Raw genomic sequence first — 16,610 nt, forward strand, 5'->3', positions numbered from 1 at the left:
CAACTGCGGAGCTGCTATTCGACTTTTAGACGCAATTCCCATGCCACAACCTCAGGTTTGGTCATGCTTAGGCTTGGTAGGTGACCTTTCCGCCGCAGATCGTGGTCACTGGCCGCACCGTGTGCAGCGCTTCCGGCGCCGTCGCCTCGATATCGGCCGACAAAACGACGATATCGGCGAGATATCCGGTCTTCAGCCGACCCTTGCAATGTTCCATGAACTCGGCATAGGCGCCCTCGACCGTGTAGCCGGCAATCGATTCATGGAGCGAGAAGCTCTGGTCCGGCAGGCCTTCCGCCCAAGGTTTGCGCATCACCGCCGCCTGGATGCCCAGGATCGGATCAACCGGCGATACAGGCCAGTCGGAGGCGAAGACGACCCGCGCGCCGGCATTCTTCAGCGTGCGCCAGGCGTAGCTCAATGGCCACTTGTCGCGGCCGATGCGCGAGATCGTCGGCTCCAGCGGGAAATTCATGGCGCCCGGCGGATGCGGCGGCTGCATCGACGCGATGACGCCAAGCTCGGCAAACCTCGGCACGTCGGACGGCGTTGTCACCTCGATATGCTCGATACGGTGGCGGCTGTCGCGCCTGCCGTTCTTCTTCGCCGCCGCCTGATAGCCGTCGAGCACGGCGCGCACGGCGCCGTCGCCGATCGAATGCACGGCGATCTGCAGGCAGCGCCTGTCGGCCTCGACCGCCACTTCGGCGAAATGCTCGGGCGAAAAAAGCGGCTCGCCGCGCCAGCCCGGCCGGTCGGGATAGTCGTCGACCATCACCGCGGTCCAGGAGTCGAGCACGCCGTCATAGAAGACCTTGACCATGCCCGACGACAGCCACTCGGAATTGTAGGCCGCCGCCATGCGCGAGGCTTTTTCGAGCATGTCCAGCGTCATGAAATTCTTGAAGTGGAACGGGATCTTGGTGCGGCACAGCAGCCGCCCCTCCTCTTGCAGGCCGGCAAGCAGCTGAAGCTGATAGAGATTGCCGTCCATGTTCTGGATCGAGGTGATGCCGTGCTTAGCGCACCAATGAAGTCCGCGATGCATGAGGTCGCGGTCGGCAGCCAGTTCTTCGGCTGACGGATAAGGTTCCGGCTCCAGGCCCGTCAGGCCGAGCCGGGTCCGGTTTGCGCCAAAATGCTCCAGGATCGGGCCGAACGCTTCACCCTCGCGCAGCTCGCCAGCGGCAAGCCCGTCCTTGCCCATGACGATTTCGTTGCCTGGCCCTACCTGCTTACCATGCAGCAGACCGGCCTCTTCGAGCGCCTTGGTGTTCGCCCACATCGTATGATGGTCGGAGGCCGACATGGCGAAGGGACGGTCGGGGATGATGCGGTCGAGATGATGGCGCGTCACCGGCTCCGGCAGGATCGCATAATCGACGCCGGCGCCGATCAGCAGCCTGGCGTTCGGGCGCTTCGCGGCGAAGGTCTGGATTGCATCGCGCAGCGCGTCGAAGCCATGCACGCCCGCCAGATGCAGGTTGTCGAGCTCGGCCGCGCCGCCGAACAGATGCATATGCGCTTCGATGAAACCGGGCAGGACGGAACCGCCCTGGGCATCGATGACCTTGGTGGCGGGTCGCTTGAGCTCTTCAATGGAAGCGCGGCTGCCAATGGCAATGATGGCGCCGTCCTTGACGGCAATAGCTTCAGCAGTGGGATTGTCATCGTCCATGGTCAGCACATGGCCGTTGACGACCATCAGATCCGCACCACCACCCGCAACCGACATCGCGACTCCACATTTTGCTGGGGGACCGACAGCGCCAAGTCCAGCGAGCTGCCGCTCCACCAGGGGCGGCGCCGTGGAACAAGAGTCGATGCCGATGCGCCATCTTCGAAATTCCCCTTGTTATCGTGGAAGACAGCGTGGATAAAGAATGCGACTGATTATTCGCGTTTGTCAACACACCGAGTTTAGAATGTATTGTGGATAGCACCGCGCGCCGATGGTGAGGCCGTGCGGGGAACGGGGGCAACAAGCAGTGAAGCGCAGTCTCGACCGCAAGACCAGAATAGCGCTCGAACCGCGCAAGCAGCCGCGGCAGCAACGGTCAAGCAAGGTGGTCGACAGAATTCTCGACGCGGCGCTGATCCTGACGCGGGAACAGGGAACCAGGACACCGACGACGCTCGCCATCGCGCAGCGCGCGGGCCTGTCGGTCGGTTCGGTTTATCAGTACTTTCCCAACAAGGAAGCCATTCTTCTGGATCTGGCCCGGCGCTGGCTGTCGTCTTTTCCCGAGGTCATCCAGAAGCGCATCAACGCCCCCCGGCCAACCAACCGTGACGAGTTTCGGCGTGAAGTGCGCAAGCTCTTCATCGACACGTCGAGGCTGTATCTGGACAACGTCACGCTGATGCCGGTGATCGAGGCCATATCCGGCAACGCCGACCTCAGGCCGATCCAGGACGAATATGACAAAGAGATCATCGCCCTCTACGCAGCCTGGTTGCAGCATGTGAACCCGGCCCTTGAAGAAAAGACCGCCAAGCGGTTGGGCCTGGTGATGATGGAGGTCGGGCACGCCTGCAGGCTGGTCGGACTGAAGAGAGACCGCAAGACATTCGACCTCATCGAGAACGATGTGGAAAGCATGTGGCTCGCCCTTGTGACCCCCTATCTCAACCTCGACTGATTTCGCATTTCCAACTGATTTCGCACTTCGAGAGGAATTTTATGAAGACTGTCTATTCGCCGCTTCACGCTGGTCATGCCGGGCAGATGGAACTGGTCACCTCGGCGATCGTGCCGGGTTTCGAGAAACCGTCGCGGGCCGAATTCATCAAGGCAAGGGTAGAGAGCGAGAAGCTGGGGCCGATCATCGGGCCGGTCGAGCATGATCTCGCCGCCGCCAAGCGCGTGCACGAAGCGCACTATGTCGATTTCCTGCCGACCGTGTGGCCGGAATGGGTCGCCGCCGGCTTCAAAGGCTCGGCCATGGGCTTCACCTGGCCGACGCGCGGGTTGCGCGGCGACGTGCCGCCGAAGCGCATCGACGCCCTGCTCGGCTATTATTCCTTCGATGCCGGCGCCACCTTCGTCGAAGGCACCTGGGCGGCGATCAAGTCGTCCTACGATGTCGCGCTAACGGCGGCCGGCCTGATCAAGGGCGGCGAGCGGACCGCCTTCGCGCTCTGCCGTCCGCCCGGCCACCACGCGGGCGCCGCCTTCATGGGCGGCTACTGCTTCATCAACAACGCCGCCGTCGTCGCGCAATGGTTCCGCGACCAGGGCGCAAGCCGCGTCTCCATCCTCGATGTCGACTATCACCACGGCAACGGCACGCAGGAGATCTTCTATCGTCGCGGCGACATCCAGGTGCTCAACCTGCATGGCGACCCGATGGTCGAGTACCCCTTTTTCCTCGGCCATGCCGACGAGCGCGGCCAGGGCGAAGGCGAAGGCTTCAACGTTAACTATCCGATGCCCTTCGGCACCACCTGGGACGGCTGGAACGCCTCGCTGGAGGATGCCTGCGCCAAGCTCGCCGCCTACGCTCCGGACGTCGTCGTGGTATCGCTCGGCGTCGATACCTTCGAGAGGGATCCGATCAGCCAGTTCAAGCTGAAGAGCGAGGACTACCCGAAGATCGGCCGTCGCATCGCCAAGCTCGGCCTGCCGACGCTGTTCGTCATGGAAGGCGGCTACGCCGTGGAAGAGATCGGCATCAACGCCGTCGGCGTGCTGACCGGATTCGAGGACCGCTGAAATCACATCCGCTCGTAAGGACAACGCCCTCGGATGCAGCCGAGGGCGAATCTTCCTGCGCCCCTGCCGGGGAACCATCGGCTCAATTCAACCTTGAAACTACCGCCAGGCTACGCGAAACGTGGCCGCTGAGTCGCGATGCGAGTCCTTGAGATTCGATTTTGTCAAATCGCGTTTGATGTCGGATTCATCTGCGGGTAGATTAGACCCGAATCAGCCGGTCCACGGGGGGCGCGGCGACCACCCAAGGTCTCAAGTTCCGGCATCCGGCCGGCACCAGACGCGGACGGCTTCGCGTTCCCTGAAAGGATTCGGCTCGGTTGGGCGCTGTGCGCGCCCGTGAGTGTGTCTTCGTGAACGTGACGCGTTTCGGGTCCGGACGCCGGCTGATGCCGGCACCGGGCACAGGGATCGATTCCGGCCAGAACATCAATATGAGCAGTCTCGCCGCGCCTCTTCAATCCGACGCTTCAGGCCCGCGCCTGTCGTCCCGCGGCGATCTTACCAGCTTCTTCATGCAGCTTGCCGCCGACATCGGCGCCGACAGCTACATGCTGGTCGCCATCGTGCACGACCAGGATCGCAACGACGCGCGCATCGTGTCGTCGAACTGGATCTTTGACGCCATCGAGCTGATCGGCAAAAGGCTGATCGCCAACCTTGCGCTGGGGCCGCTGACGGCCCCACCCGGCGTGCGCCCCAAGCCATTGGTCGCGGCGCACGCGCCCGACGCCGGCGCACTGTTGACCGGCGAGGAAGCCAAGCTGCTCGACGTGCTCGGCCACGCCGAAATCTATTCGCTGAGGCTGAATGTCGGCCGCCAGCGCCTGTTCGTGCTGTTTTCCGCCGCCGAGCCCGGCAAGATCGACCTTGCGGCCTTGATGAGGGCGCAGCTGAAATGCTGCTACGCGCTGTCCGGCATCCCTCAACTGATCGCGGCTGCCTCCATGCAGGACCCGCTGTCGGACCGCGAGCGCGAATGCCTGTTTTGGGTGTCGGAAGGCAAGACCACAGACGAGGTGGCGCTCATCCTTGGCGTCTCGTCGAACACCGTCAACAGCTACATCACGCACGCCATACAGAAATTCGCGGCCAGCAACCGCGCGATGGCGATCGCGACCGCGATCAGGAGCGGCATCATTTGAAGCACGTGCAAGTCAAAGAGGCTGCGGCCGCCCTTTTCAACGATCAGCGCAATCCGTTCGGCGCCTTCTCGCTCGGATCGGAGACGCATCAAGCGGTGACCATTCCGGACGCCGTGCGCCGCTGCCGCTGGATCGCCGTCGACATCAACGCTTCCGGCTTCGGGCTGTTCTTCGTCAGCCCTTCGCTGGAGCGCGCGCGCCTCGTCGCCTGCTTCGATTCCGACTATCCGTCGACCGCTGTCGCAACCAAATTCATCTCGGGCGCCAGCGGCGAGGAGATGGTGCGCCACAGCCGCAGCTCGACGACGCCGCGCTGGTGGGCCGATGACAGCATCGCCGGCTCACGTCGGACCCTCGAGAGCCTGACATGGTCCGAACCGACAACACCGCTCGCGCCCGGCACCAACGGCATCGCCTTCCCGGTGCATGCGGATCGCGGCCAATGCGGGCTGGTGGTCTTCCTGGGATCGGACATCACGCTGTCGGACGACACGCTCTGTGAAATCCACGCGCGCTGCTTTGCCCTGTTCGCCGCTGTCGCCCGCATCCGTCCGGGCGAGACCGGCAGGATGCGCGCCATCTCCAAGCGCGAGCTCGAATGCCTGAAGCTGACCGCCAACGGCAACACCAGCGAAGAGATCGCGAAGCTCCTGAAACTGTCGGTGCACACCGCCAACCAGTACCTGACCCAGTCGACGCAGAAGCTCAACGCGGTCAACCGCAACCAGGCGGTCGCCAAGGCGCTGCGTCTCGGCCTGATCGAGTAGCTCGCCCAGACCGGGCGTCTTCAATCCATCGCCAGGGAAAGGCGAGCGGCTCGGTCCTCCGGATCCGGGCCGCATCGATCGCGTCCTCGAGCAGGGCGGTGTTGTGCTCCGGCGTCTCGCCCGGCTTCTCGAACGACACGTAGTTGACGACCACGGACGCCCCCTGCCCCGTCAGCGTCAGCTGGAAATAGACGGTGACGCCGCGCGGCCTGAGCTCGAGATCCAGTACGATGCGCGGGCTGCCGCTCCAGTCGACATGCGCCTCGCCGCCATGGCCGAGCCTGAGCGTGCCCGGCTGGAAGTAGAGTTCCGCGGCCGAATCCACCAGGTCCGACAGGCAGGCGAAATGCTCCAGCCGGATGAAGGCGATGTAGTCGGCGACCTCGATCAGGCGCAGCTCGCCGACCACGTCTTCGATGGCATGGGCGACGATCAGCTCGCGTGAATTGGCGTGTGGTTGCCGGTTCATGGATTACAAGCAGCGTCCGTTCATTGGGTTACTTTTCGCTCGGCCTTCTTCGAGTAGACGATCCGCACCAGCTCGGCGACGGCCTGGTAGAATTGCGACGGGATCACGCTATCAACCGAAACTTGCTTGTACATGGAGCGGGCAAGCGCCACGTCCTCGAAGATCGGGATGTCGTGCTCCCTGGCGATCTCGCGGATCTTGAGCGCCACCAGATCCTGGCCCTTGGCGAGTACGACCGGAGCCGAATCCTCCTCGCGAACATATTTCAGCGCGATGGAATAGTGCGTCGGGTTGGCGATGACGAGCGTCGCGCGCGGCACAGCCGTCATCATGCGCCGCCGCGCCCGGTCGCGCGCCAGCGAACGCAGGCGCGACTTCGCGATCGGGTCGCCTTCCGACTGCTTCATCTCGTCCTTCACTTCCTGCTTAGTCATGCGCAAGTCGCGCCGCCAGTGAAAGCGCGACCAGACGATGTCAACGATCGCGATCAACCCCATGACGAAGACGATTGCCACCAATATGTCGACGGCGATGCCGCGGATCACCAGGCCGAAAGCGACCGGGTTGGTGATCATGCCGGCGAGCAGCCTGCGGTGATCTTCCGAAAGCGTGAAGGTCAGCACCGCGATGGCAAAGGCAAGCTTAGCCAGCGACTTCAGGAATTCGACCCACCCCTGCACGCCGAACATCCGGCTCCAGCCCTTCGCGATCGAAATGCGCGACAGTTGCGGCCTGATCCGCTCGCCGACGAATTGCGGCATGTTCTGAAACACGGAAGCGCCGATGCCGGCGACCACCAGGAGCACCAGCAGGCTGACGACGGCGCGGCCGATCTCGACCAGTACTTGCTGGTAGAGCGTGATGACATCGGTCTCGGTGTCCATCGGCCAGGCTTCGGGCTTTTCCAGGAACGTCGACAGGAACATGCCGAGATCGACGATGGCGTCCTTGGCGTAGAAGACGGTGAACACCAGTATGGCAAGGAAGGAGGCAAAGATCGCGGTCTCGCGCGAATGGGGCAGCTTGCCCTGCTCGATCGTGTCGCGGATCTTCTTTTCGGTGGCTTCCTCGGTTTTGGAATCCTTGTCGACCGCCTCAGCCATGGTGACCCGACCGGACTGCCATCGTCAGGCCGCTTCGGCGGCGTTCTGCGTCGAAGGAAGCTCGAACGCTCCTTGCCGCGACAGGCGGATCGTCGCCACGGCGATCGTCTTGCGGGCCGCCATGATGTCGGCGAGCGCGATGCCTTCCGATCCCTGCCCGAGTTCGGATTCGATCATGCGGCGCGAGCGTGCGCCGATCGCCGACAGCACGGATTCAGTGAGGTCAGCCGGCGCGCCGCGCAGCGCCAGCGTGACGAGCTCGGTCGACAGCCCGTCGAACAGAAGCACGCGCGCCTTCTGGGTGAGCAGCGGCAGGTCGTCGAAGGCAAACAGCCGCGATCTGACGCCGGCGAGATCGGGCGTCCCGGCCTCTTCCAGGTCCTGCATGAGCTCGTCGAGCTCGGGCTTGGCCATCTCGTTGAGCACGCTGGCGACGCGCTCCTGCCCGGCCGACGTATCCCGGGTCGCCTTTTGCGAAAGCACGCTGACGCGCAGCTGGTTCTCGACGATCCTTGTTGCCGCGTCCGGAATGTTGGCCATCGTCACCATGCGCTTGATGATCTGGCTGCGTATCGGCTTTTCCATCGTCAGCAGCACATTGGCAGCAGCCTGCGGCGCAAGCTTCGACAGCACCATTGCCGATGTCTGCGGGTGTTCGCCGGCGAGAAAGGTGCCGAGGCGAGCAGGCTCGAGCTGTTCGAGATCCGGCCAGATCGGCGGCGGCCCCTCAGGCGCCGGCTCGAATTTCCTTTCGCCCATGATGGCGCTCATTTCCTCGGGCGACAACGATTCGTTGAGGATCGTGTCCATCCGGTCGGCCGAATCGAGCAGGCCGGCGCCTTCGGTGAATTCGGCCTCGAATTCGGCCACGATGCGTTCCAGGTCGGCTTGCGGGATGGTGCGCAGCAGGCGGGCGCCTTCGATCAGCGCCTTCAGCTCTTCCTGCTTGAAGAATTTGAGCAGCCGACTGGCCGAGGGCTTGCCCATCGCCACCAGTATGGCGGCTGCCTTTTGCGGGCGCGTCAGCGTCAACGATGTCATTGTGCCTGGCTCCGCTGCCGGTGAAAGCTCCCGCTATCCATGCTCAGGCGCTCTTCGTCGCGGCGATGATCTCGGTGAGCCTGATGCCGAAGCGCGACGGCTCGTTTTCGAGCACGGTTATCTCGCCGCGCGCGATCCTGCGGCCGTTGACCACCACGTCGACCGGCTCGCCGATGCGGCGGTTAAGCGCCACGGTCGAGCCTTTCTGCAGCGCCATCAGCTCCGACACCGGCATTTCGGTGCTGCCGAGGATGATCTGCACATCGACCGGGATCGTCATGATGATCGAGGAATTGCCGCCGGCCTGGAAGGCGGCGTCCGGACGCTTCTCCTCTTCCCGGAGCACGCCGCGCAATTCCTCGATGGCGCGGTCGAGCTGCTCGTCCGGTTGATCGGGTTCGGCTTCCACCTTGGTCCTTGCCATGCCTCGTCTCCAATAATCCCAAGCCCGGCCTCAGCCAGGCATAACTCCGTCGATAAATTCCTGCCCGGCATCGTGCGGATGCCGGACGCGGACCGTGTAATTCTGTCCGAGCTTGCCGAACTCGCAGACAAACAGCGTCTTGTCGCGCGCGCTGAGCTTGGCCTGCAGCTGCGCGTTCTCCTCGAGCTCGATCACCTGCCCGGGCTGGAAGGCCGCTACGTCGCCAAGCGTCAATCGGGCGAGCGGCATCGTGGCTTCGAGCCGCACGGTCGAGCGCATCACCTCTTCCGAGAAGCGGGCCCGCCAGTCGAGCTCCGTCGTGTGGTCGTCACCTTGACCGGCGGTGCCGCCGCGCGTCGCCAAAAGGATGCGCTGCGGGATCATCACCGTGATCGTGCCGGAATCGGTTGGCGTCGAGATGCCGTAGACGATGCGGACCGCTGCGCCATCGCGCAGCACGCGCCGTCTCGCCTCGTTGCCGGACATCGCCCTCGGGACCGGCATGCGCAGCTCGAGCGAGCGGCGGCCAGATCCGTTCAGTACCACTGCGACCTCCTGGAAGACCGTGGTCGCGACATCCATCTCGATCTGCGACAGGTCGCGCTCGATCGGCGCCACCGGCTGGTCCGGATCGCCGCCGAACAGCGCTGAGACCATGACGGCGATCGCCGGCGCGTCCATGACGAGCGTCATGGCGTCCGCCGAGGTCGGCGAGGAAATAATGGTCATGGCGAAGGTTTCGCCGGCACGGGAGCGTGCCTCTGGAACGCGGCCGACTTCGACCGCTTGCAGATCGACTGTCACCGGCGCGCCGAGCCCACCGGCAAGCGCCTTCTGCAACAGCGGCAGCGCGCGCTCCGCCATGCCGCGGCCAGCGCCGATCACCTGCGCGGCCTCGCCGCTGTCGCCGACGAGACGCTCGATGATGAGGGCCCGGGTTTGCGACGGACTGCCCGGACTGGTCATGACGGCAAGCGGCCCTGGCTTGAATTCTGCATGCTCAGGCCGCCTTCTTCTCGGCGCTGCCCGTGTTCATCGTGCTCTGCTCGACGGCATCGATCGTCGGGCGCTCATAGGAGGAGATGGTCTTGCGGCCGAACTCGATCGCGACCTGCGGCAAGGCGCCGTTCATATAGGCAAGCAGTGTCTGCTTGACGATGATGTAGAGGCGGTTCTTCTTCTCGCGCACCGTCTTGATCTTGGTGGCGACCGGACCGACCACGGCATAGGAAAGGAAGATGCCGAGGAAGGTTCCGACGAGCGCAGCGCCGATCAGGCCGCCGAGGATTTCCGGCGACTGGTCGAGCGCGCCCATCGCCTTCACAACGCCGAGCACCGCGGCGACGATGCCGAGCGCCGGCAGGCCGTCGCCCACCGCGACCATCGCGTGATAGGCCTTCAGCTTGTCGGTGCGGATCGTCTGGATTTCTTCGTCCATCAGCGCCTCGATCTCGTGCGAGCGCGCATTGCCGATGATGATGATGCGGCAATAGTCGCAGATGAAATGCGTCAGGTCGTGGTTCTTCAAGACGGTCGGGAACGCCTGGAAGATCGCGGACTCTTCCGGATTGTCGATATGCCCCTCGACCTCGCTGCGCGACTTCGAGCGCAGCTCGCGCATCAGGCTGTGCAGCACGCCCAGCGTTTCGAGGTAATCGCGCTCCTTCGGCACAGCCTGCTTGAAGGCTTCGAGAATGCCCTTGCCGGTGTCCTTGACCGTCTTCATCGGATTGGCGACGAGGAAGGTACCGAGCGCCGCGCCGCAGATGACCACCGCTTCCCACGGCTGCAGCAGCACGTGCAGATGGCCGCCCATGGCCATGAAGCCGCCGAGAACGCAGCCGAGCGTCACCACAAGTCCGATCAGAATCCCCACGACAGGTCCTTCCGCATGTCACGTCGTGGATCAGGGATAGTCCCCGTGCCTTGTGTGAGGCTTGAATCGGAACCGCAGGACGCGATTCAGCTTCGCGCAAGGAAGTGAGCTTATCGTGCCGGGATAGCTTCGGCCGGAGGCGTGTCCTTTGCTCAATACCTACACCAGCTACCAGTTGATCGTGAAAGACATCAACAAGTCGATCGACCGTATCGAGCAACAGCCGACAGTCGATCGCGACACCCAATATTATCTGGCCAACATCACCAAGGTGAAATCGATCGACGATTTCGTCAACAATGACCGCTTGTTCAAATATGCCATGAAGGCCTACGGGCTGGAGGACATGGACTATGCCAAGGCCTTCATGGTCAAGGCGCTCAAGGAAGGCGTTTCCGATTCAAACAGCTTCGCCAACAAGCTGACCGACAAGCGCTACGCGGAGTTTGTCAGCGCCTTCAACTTCGCCGCCAATGGCGCCGATGCGACCGTCTACAACAAGGCGCAGCAGCTGGTGACGAAGAACTATGCCATACAGGCGCAGATCGCCGGTCTCGATCCGAACTCGGACTATGTGAAGGGTGAGACGACCTATTACCTCGCCAACATCACCAAGGTGAAGTCCGTCGACGATCTGATGGGCAACAGCCGGCTCTACACCTACGCTCTGGCCGCGTTCGGTCTCGATTCGGCGACCGAGGACAAGGACCTCATCAAGCAGGTCCTGCAAGGCGGTGTGCGCAATCCCGACAGCGTCGCCAACAAGCAGACGAATCCGGCGTATGCTGCCCTCGCCTCGGCCTTCAACTTCGAGCAGTACGGCGAGAACGCCACCACCTATGTCCCGGCGCAGCAGCCCACCGTCGACAAGTATATGCGCCAGACGCTGGAGGAGGACGCCGGCAAGACCAATGAGGGCGTCCGGCTCGCGCTTTATTTCCAGCGCAAGGCGCCGGACATCACCAGCTGGTACGACGTGCTTGCCGACACCGCGCTTGCCAGCGTGGTCCGCACCGCGCTCGGCCTGCCCGATTCCTTCGCCACCGCCGACATCGACAAGCAGGCGCAGCTGTTCGAACAGAAGCTCGACATCTCGGATTTCACCGACCCCGAGAAGCTCGGCAAGTTCCTGACCCGCTTCACCAGCATGTACGAGATCAACAATCCGACCTCGACCGCCGTTTCGTCGGTCAGCGTCCTCTTCGCGCAGCCGCTCACCGTGGGCATTTCCACCGACCTGATGATGGCCATGCAGAAGCTGAAGTTCTGAGAATACCATGCAGGACAGTCTCTACGTCGCCCTCTCCTCGCAGATCGCGCTCGAGCGCCGCTTGGACACCATCGCCGACAATGTCGCCAATGCCTCGACCATCGGCTTTCGTGCCACCGGCGTGAAATTCGAGGATATGGTCTCCGGCACCGGGCCGAAGTCGGTTTCCTTTGCTTCCTCCGGCAAGACCTATCTTTCCACGGCGCACGGCTCGCTGACCGAAACCGGCAATCCCTTCGACTTCGCCATTCAGGGCGACGCCTGGTTCGCCATCGATACGCCGGCGGGCACGGTGATGACCCGCGACGGCCGCTTTTCCATGAACGAGAACGGCGAGCTGATGTCGATCGAAGGCTATCCGGTGCTGGACAGCGGCGGCGCGCCGATCCAGCTCGATCCGCGCAATGGCCCGCCAAAAGCCGGCGCCGACGGTTCGCTCAGACAGAACGATCAGCTTGTCGGTGCCATCGGCGTCTTCCAATTCGACCCCGGCGAGAATTTTGTCCGCTACGGCAATTCGGGCATCGTTCCCGCCCGCACGCCGGAACCGGTCACCGACCGTTCTGACGTCGGCGTCGCCCAGGGGTTTCTGGAAGAATCCAACGTCAATCCGGTGCTGGAGATGACACGGCTGATCCAGGTGCAGCGTGCCTTCGAGAACACGGCAGCGCTGATCCGGCAGAGCGCTTCCTCCACCGACGACGCGATCAAGACGCTCGGCTCGAAGTAGCGGCATGGCGACCGGCTCGTCCCTTCTCCGCGCGCCCGAGAGGCTTGACGAAGCCGGTCCAGTGGATCGGCTGGCCGCGTTCGAACGCATCTGCCGGCGGTTCGATAATCCCGAGACGTTGCTCAGCCGCGGCGGCCGCGTCGCCGAGATTTCGCCCACCCACTACAAGGTGCATGGACTTTCCGACATCGCCAGGCTCGGCGACATCGTCGAGCAGCGCAGCAAGGCCGGCACGCGCCGCGGCGAGATCGTCAGAATAGGCCGCGACGAGGTCGTGGTCGCGCCATTCGAGCGCAGCGCCGATGCCGGCATCGGCGATGCAGTGTTCCGGCGCGGTCCGCTCGCGGTCGCGCCGCACGCCTCCTGGCGCGGGCGCGCCATCGACGCTTTGACTCGCGTCATCGACGGCGGCCCGCCGCTGATCAGGCCGAACGCCGCGGATGCCGTGGCCGGGGCGACGCCTGGCGCCATGTCCCGCCAGCGTGTAGGCACCGGCTTCCTGACCGGGGTGCGGGTGATCGACATCTTCACTCCGCTCTGCTTCGGCCAGCGGCTCGGCATCTTCGCCGGCTCCGGAGTCGGCAAATCGACGCTGCTTGCCATGCTCGCCGGCGCCGAAGCCTTCGACACGGTGGTCGTCGCGCTGATCGGCGAGCGCGGCCGCGAGGTGCGCGAATTCCTCGAGGACACGATCGGCGCCGACAGCATGGCCAAGACCGTCGCTGTCGTCGCCACCAGCGACGAGAGCGCCATGATGCGCCGCCGCGCGCCCGACACCGCCATGTGCGTGGCCGAGCATTTCCGAGACCAGGGCCATCGCGTGCTCCTGGTATTGGATTCGATCACCCGCTTTGCCCATGCGTTGCGCGAGGTGGCGACCGGAACCGGCGAGCCGCCGGTCGCGCGCGGCTACCCCGCCTCGGTCTTCACCGATTTGCCGAAGCTGCTCGAAAGGGCGGGTCCGGGAGCCGAGGGCAAGGGGTCGATCACCGCCATCATCTCGGTGCTGGTCGACGGCGACGACCACAACGATCCGGTGGCCGATTCGGTGCGCGGCATTCTTGACGGCCATGTCGTGCTCGACCGCGCGATTGCCGAGCAGGGACGCTACCCACCGGTCAATCCGCTGTCGTCGATCTCGCGCCTCGCGGACAAGGCCTGGAGCGCCGAACAGCGCCTGCTGGTGACCAGGCTGAAGTCGATGATCGCGCGCTTCGAGGACACGCGCGACATCCGCCTGCTCGGCGCCTATCAAGGCGGCGCCGACGCCGAGCTCGACATGGCCGTGCGCCAGGTGCCGCTGATCTACGAGGCGCTGACCCAATCGCCGAGGGATCGCGCTTCGGCCGATCCGTTCGCCGACCTCGCCCGCCATCTCAAGGGGAAGCAGAATGGCGACCAAGGAGACTGAGCTGCAGCAGACCGAGCGCGTGCTGCGCGAGATGATCGCCGAGGCCAAGGCCGCCGAGGAGGCCGAAGCCAGCCGCGACTCGCTCATCAACGGCCTGTTCCCCAAGGTGGAGTGGCCGGCGCCGCCGCCGGCCCAGTTCCCGCGCCTGGCCGACAGGAAAGCCGATCGGCGCAGCGATTTCGTCGTTGCCGCGCTCGGCATCACGCTCGGGCTGATCTGCGCGCTGTTTCCCTGGTACATCTTCTTCAACCAGGAGCAGTTCGGCGTGCAGGCCATCAAGTTCGGCGGCAGCGGCAGCAATTCCGGACGCGCAGGCGGCGGCGTTTCGGCCGATCGCAGCACGCCGCTGACGGCCAGGGACGTTCCCAGTGCCGACATCGACCTGCTTGCCACCGGAACGGTGCAGGACGACCCTGCCCCCGCGCCGGCGCCCGGCGAGCAGCCCTTTCCGGCCGCGTCGGCGTTCAAGATGGTGCATGTCGCCAACGGCCGCGCCATGATCGAGGACGATACCGGTCTGTGGATTGTTCAGCGCGGCTCGATCCTGCCCGATTCCAGCCGCGTCGCCTCGATCGAGCAGCGCGCCGGCAAATGGGTGATCGTCACCGACGCCAACAAGGTGATCGAGCTTTCCAGGTGACGGCGCCGCGGCGGGCTGCCGAGCCTGCTCCGCGCAAGGTCCGCGCAAGACTGGCGGCCTAGTCTTGTGCGTACTCGCCCGGAGAGTCCCATGGAACCTGTCAACCTCTTTGATCTCGCCACCCGGCAGTCGCAATGGCTGGCTGTGCGCCAATCGGCGATCGCTTCCAACATCGCCAACGCGAACACGCCGGGCTACACGGCAAACGACGTCGAGCCGTTCGAAAAGGTTCTCGACCGCACCGCGGTGACGCTGGCGGCTACCCAGGCCGGTCATCTCGGCACTGAGACGGCCAATGCGGGCTTCAACGTCAAGCCGGAGGAGGCCACCGGCTCGATCATGCCGTCGAAGAACACGGTGGTGCTCGAAGACGAGCTGATGAAGGCCGGCGAGGTGCGCCGCTCCTTCGAGCTCAACACGGCGATCGTGAAAGCCTTCCATTCGATGATGACGATGGTGGTGAAGAGCTGACCATGGACGCGCTGACCGCAGCCCTGAAAGTCGCGGCATCCGGCCTTGGCGCCCAGTCGGAGCGCTTGCGCGTGGTGTCGGAGAACCTCGCCAATGCGCAATCGACGGGCAACACGCCCGGCGCCGATCCATATCGGCGCAAGACGATCACCTTCCAGTCCGAGCTCGACCGCGCGAGCGGCGGTTCGCTGGTCGAGGTGAGCTCGATCGCGCACGACCCGTCGGACTTCCCGATCGAGTTCCAGCCCGGCAACGAAGCCGCCGACGAAAAAGGCTACGTGAAGATGCCCAACGTCAACGTTTTGGTCGAAATGGCGGACATGAGCGAGGCGAACCGCTCCTATGAGGCCAACCTGCAGGTCATCAAGCAGGCGCGCGACCTGATTTCCATGACCATCGACCTGATGAGGAACCAGTAATGATCGGCGGTATCGGGGCACTCCAGTTCAAACCGGCAATCGATGGCGCGGAGGCCGCCTCGCCAGGCCTGCTTCAGGGCGGCGTCGGAACCCAGGAAGCCGAAAGCGTCGGCAGCAGCTTCGCTGACATGCTCGACAAGGCCGCGACGAAGACGGTCAACACGCTGCAGAACGCCGAGCAGATGTCGATCCAGGCGCTCAAGGGCGACGCCGACACCCGCCAGGTGGCCGATGCGGTGATGAGCGCCCAGCAGGCCCTGCAGACCACCATCGCCATCCGCGACAAGGTCGTCTCGGCCTATCTCGAAATCAGTCGCATGAATATCTAGGACCGCGTCATGAAAGCCCTTGCCATCGCCGCGACCGGCATGAATGCCCAGCAGACCAATCTGGAAGTCATCGCCAACAACATCGCCAACATCAACACCACCGGCTACAAGCGGGCGCGAGCCGAATTCTCGGACCTGCTCTATCAGGTCGACCGCACTCAAGGGGTGCCCAACCGCTCCAACACCTCGCTGGTGCCGGAAGGCGTCTCGATCGGCCTCGGCGTCAAGACGACGGCCGTGCGCAACGTCCACACGCAGGGCGAGCTGACCAGCACCGGCAACAGCTTCGACCTGGCGCTGACCGGCCGGGGCTGGTTCCAGATCGAGGGCGCCGACGGCGGCACGCTCTACTCCCGCGCCGGCGCCTTCAACACCAATGCCACTGGACAACTGGTCACCGTCGACGGCGCCAACGTCATTCCGGCGATCACCGTGCCGACCAACGCGGTCGAGGTGATCGTCAACAAGACCGGCCAGGTCTTTGCCCGCATCGACGGCCAGACCAACCTCCAGCTTCTAGGCCAGCTCCAGATCGCCAACTTCGCCAATGAGGCGGGCCTGGCGCCGCTCGGCGACAATCTGTTCCAGGAGACGGCCGCTTCCGGTCCAGCCAATGTCGGCGTTCCAGGCGATCCGGGCTTCGCCACCATCCAGCAAGGCTATCTGGAATCTTCCAACGTCGATCCGGTCAAGGAAATCACCGAGCTGATCTCGGCGCAGCGCGCCTATGAAATGAACTCCAAGGTCATCCAGGCCGCCGACGACATGGCCTCGGTGGTCTCCAAGAACATCAGGTAACG

General features: G+C 64.1%; 18 protein-coding genes and 1 pseudogene. 12 read left to right on the forward strand and 7 right to left on the reverse strand.

Annotated elements, in window-relative coordinates:
* Positions 1–67: 67 nt before the first annotated feature.
* Entirely contained in the window at positions 68–1,735 is a 1,668-nt protein-coding gene (locus tag RFN28_RS03765) for an amidohydrolase (protein WP_320286029.1), read from the reverse strand.
* 253 nt (positions 1,736–1,988) lie between these two features.
* Between RFN28_RS03765 and RFN28_RS03770 the strand changes: the two genes are divergently transcribed.
* The 4 genes from RFN28_RS03770 to RFN28_RS03785 all read left to right on the forward strand — a co-directional run bounded on the left by RFN28_RS03770 (position 1,989) and on the right by RFN28_RS03785 (position 5,627).
* Positions 1,989–2,642 carry a TetR/AcrR family transcriptional regulator gene (locus RFN28_RS03770; protein WP_320286030.1) on the forward strand — a complete coding sequence of 218 codons (654 nt, stop codon included), beginning with the start codon at positions 1,989–1,991 and terminating at the stop codon, positions 2,640–2,642.
* A gap of 41 nt (positions 2,643–2,683) precedes the next feature.
* A complete protein-coding gene (locus RFN28_RS03775; RefSeq protein WP_320286031.1) occupies positions 2,684–3,715 on the forward strand; it encodes a histone deacetylase family protein in 1,032 nt (343 codons plus the stop codon).
* A 389-nt stretch (positions 3,716–4,104) separates the two neighbouring features.
* Positions 4,105–4,860: a helix-turn-helix transcriptional regulator gene (locus tag RFN28_RS03780; RefSeq protein WP_502572784.1), complete on the forward strand. Its 756-nt coding sequence runs from the start codon at positions 4,105–4,107 to the stop codon at positions 4,858–4,860.
* Positions 4,857–5,627 (forward strand): helix-turn-helix transcriptional regulator, encoded by a 771-nt coding sequence (locus RFN28_RS03785; RefSeq protein WP_320286032.1) that lies wholly within the window; start codon positions 4,857–4,859, stop codon positions 5,625–5,627. Before RFN28_RS03780 ends, RFN28_RS03785 begins: the two co-directional genes overlap by 4 nt.
* A 37-nt stretch (positions 5,628–5,664) precedes the next feature.
* On the opposite strand, the pseudogene RFN28_RS03790 reads toward RFN28_RS03785, so the two are convergent.
* The 6 genes and pseudogenes from RFN28_RS03790 to motA all read right to left on the reverse strand — a co-directional run.
* Positions 5,665–6,096: pseudogene (locus tag RFN28_RS03790) on the reverse strand (BspJ family T4SS effector nucleomodulin); the annotation flags it as partial.
* A 20-nt stretch (positions 6,097–6,116) separates the two neighbouring features.
* Positions 6,117–7,199: a flagellar biosynthesis protein FlhB gene (flhB, locus tag RFN28_RS03795; RefSeq protein ID WP_320286034.1), complete on the reverse strand. Its 1,083-nt coding sequence runs from the start codon at positions 7,197–7,199 to the stop codon at positions 6,117–6,119.
* A gap of 24 nt (positions 7,200–7,223) precedes the next feature.
* Positions 7,224–8,240: a flagellar motor switch protein FliG gene (locus tag RFN28_RS03800; protein ID WP_320286035.1), complete on the reverse strand. Its 1,017-nt coding sequence runs from the start codon at positions 8,238–8,240 to the stop codon at positions 7,224–7,226.
* A gap of 43 nt (positions 8,241–8,283) precedes the next feature.
* Positions 8,284–8,664 carry a flagellar motor switch protein FliN gene (gene fliN / locus RFN28_RS03805; protein ID WP_320286036.1) on the reverse strand — a complete coding sequence of 127 codons (381 nt, stop codon included), beginning with the start codon at positions 8,662–8,664 and terminating at the stop codon, positions 8,284–8,286.
* A 30-nt stretch (positions 8,665–8,694) separates the two neighbouring features.
* A complete protein-coding gene (locus tag RFN28_RS03810) occupies positions 8,695–9,630 on the reverse strand; it encodes a FliM/FliN family flagellar motor switch protein (RefSeq protein ID WP_320286037.1) in 936 nt (311 codons plus the stop codon).
* Between the two features lie 34 nt (positions 9,631–9,664).
* A complete protein-coding gene (gene motA, locus RFN28_RS03815; RefSeq protein WP_320286038.1) occupies positions 9,665–10,540 on the reverse strand; it encodes a flagellar motor stator protein MotA in 876 nt (291 codons plus the stop codon).
* A gap of 148 nt (positions 10,541–10,688) precedes the next feature.
* Between motA and RFN28_RS03820 the strand changes: the two genes are divergently transcribed.
* From RFN28_RS03820 to flgG, 8 genes are all read left to right on the forward strand, one after another.
* A complete protein-coding gene (locus RFN28_RS03820; RefSeq protein WP_320286039.1) occupies positions 10,689–11,810 on the forward strand; it encodes a DUF1217 domain-containing protein in 1,122 nt (373 codons plus the stop codon).
* A 7-nt stretch (positions 11,811–11,817) separates the two neighbouring features.
* The gene (gene flgF, locus RFN28_RS03825; protein WP_320286040.1) at positions 11,818–12,540 is read left to right on the forward strand and encodes a flagellar basal-body rod protein FlgF; all 723 of its coding nucleotides are present in this window, start codon (positions 11,818–11,820) and stop codon (positions 12,538–12,540) included.
* A 4-nt stretch (positions 12,541–12,544) separates the two neighbouring features.
* Positions 12,545–13,951 (forward strand): flagellar protein export ATPase FliI, encoded by a 1,407-nt coding sequence (fliI, locus tag RFN28_RS03830; RefSeq protein ID WP_320286041.1) that lies wholly within the window; start codon positions 12,545–12,547, stop codon positions 13,949–13,951.
* Positions 13,932–14,591, forward strand: coding sequence for a hypothetical protein (locus RFN28_RS03835; RefSeq protein WP_320286042.1), 660 nt, complete (start codon positions 13,932–13,934; stop codon positions 14,589–14,591). Before fliI ends, RFN28_RS03835 begins: the two co-directional genes overlap by 20 nt.
* A 90-nt stretch (positions 14,592–14,681) precedes the next feature.
* On the forward strand, positions 14,682–15,062 hold the full coding sequence (flgB, locus tag RFN28_RS03840) for a flagellar basal body rod protein FlgB (protein ID WP_320286043.1): 381 nt from the start codon (positions 14,682–14,684) through the stop codon (positions 15,060–15,062).
* Between the two features lie 2 nt (positions 15,063–15,064).
* Complete coding sequence (flgC, locus tag RFN28_RS03845) at positions 15,065–15,481, forward strand: flagellar basal body rod protein FlgC (protein ID WP_320286044.1); 417 nt, start codon at positions 15,065–15,067, stop codon at positions 15,479–15,481.
* Positions 15,481–15,810 (forward strand): flagellar hook-basal body complex protein FliE, encoded by a 330-nt coding sequence (gene fliE / locus RFN28_RS03850; RefSeq protein WP_320286045.1) that lies wholly within the window; start codon positions 15,481–15,483, stop codon positions 15,808–15,810. Before flgC ends, fliE begins: the two co-directional genes overlap by 1 nt.
* A gap of 9 nt (positions 15,811–15,819) precedes the next feature.
* Positions 15,820–16,608, forward strand: a complete 789-nt coding sequence (gene flgG / locus RFN28_RS03855) for a flagellar basal-body rod protein FlgG (RefSeq protein WP_320286046.1) — start codon at positions 15,820–15,822, stop codon at positions 16,606–16,608.
* The last annotated feature ends 2 nt before the right edge of the window (positions 16,609–16,610 follow it).

Origin of the sequence: Mesorhizobium album, from assembly GCF_033977205.1 — a bacterium.
Classification (GTDB): Bacteria; Pseudomonadota; Alphaproteobacteria; order Rhizobiales; family Rhizobiaceae; genus Mesorhizobium; species Mesorhizobium album.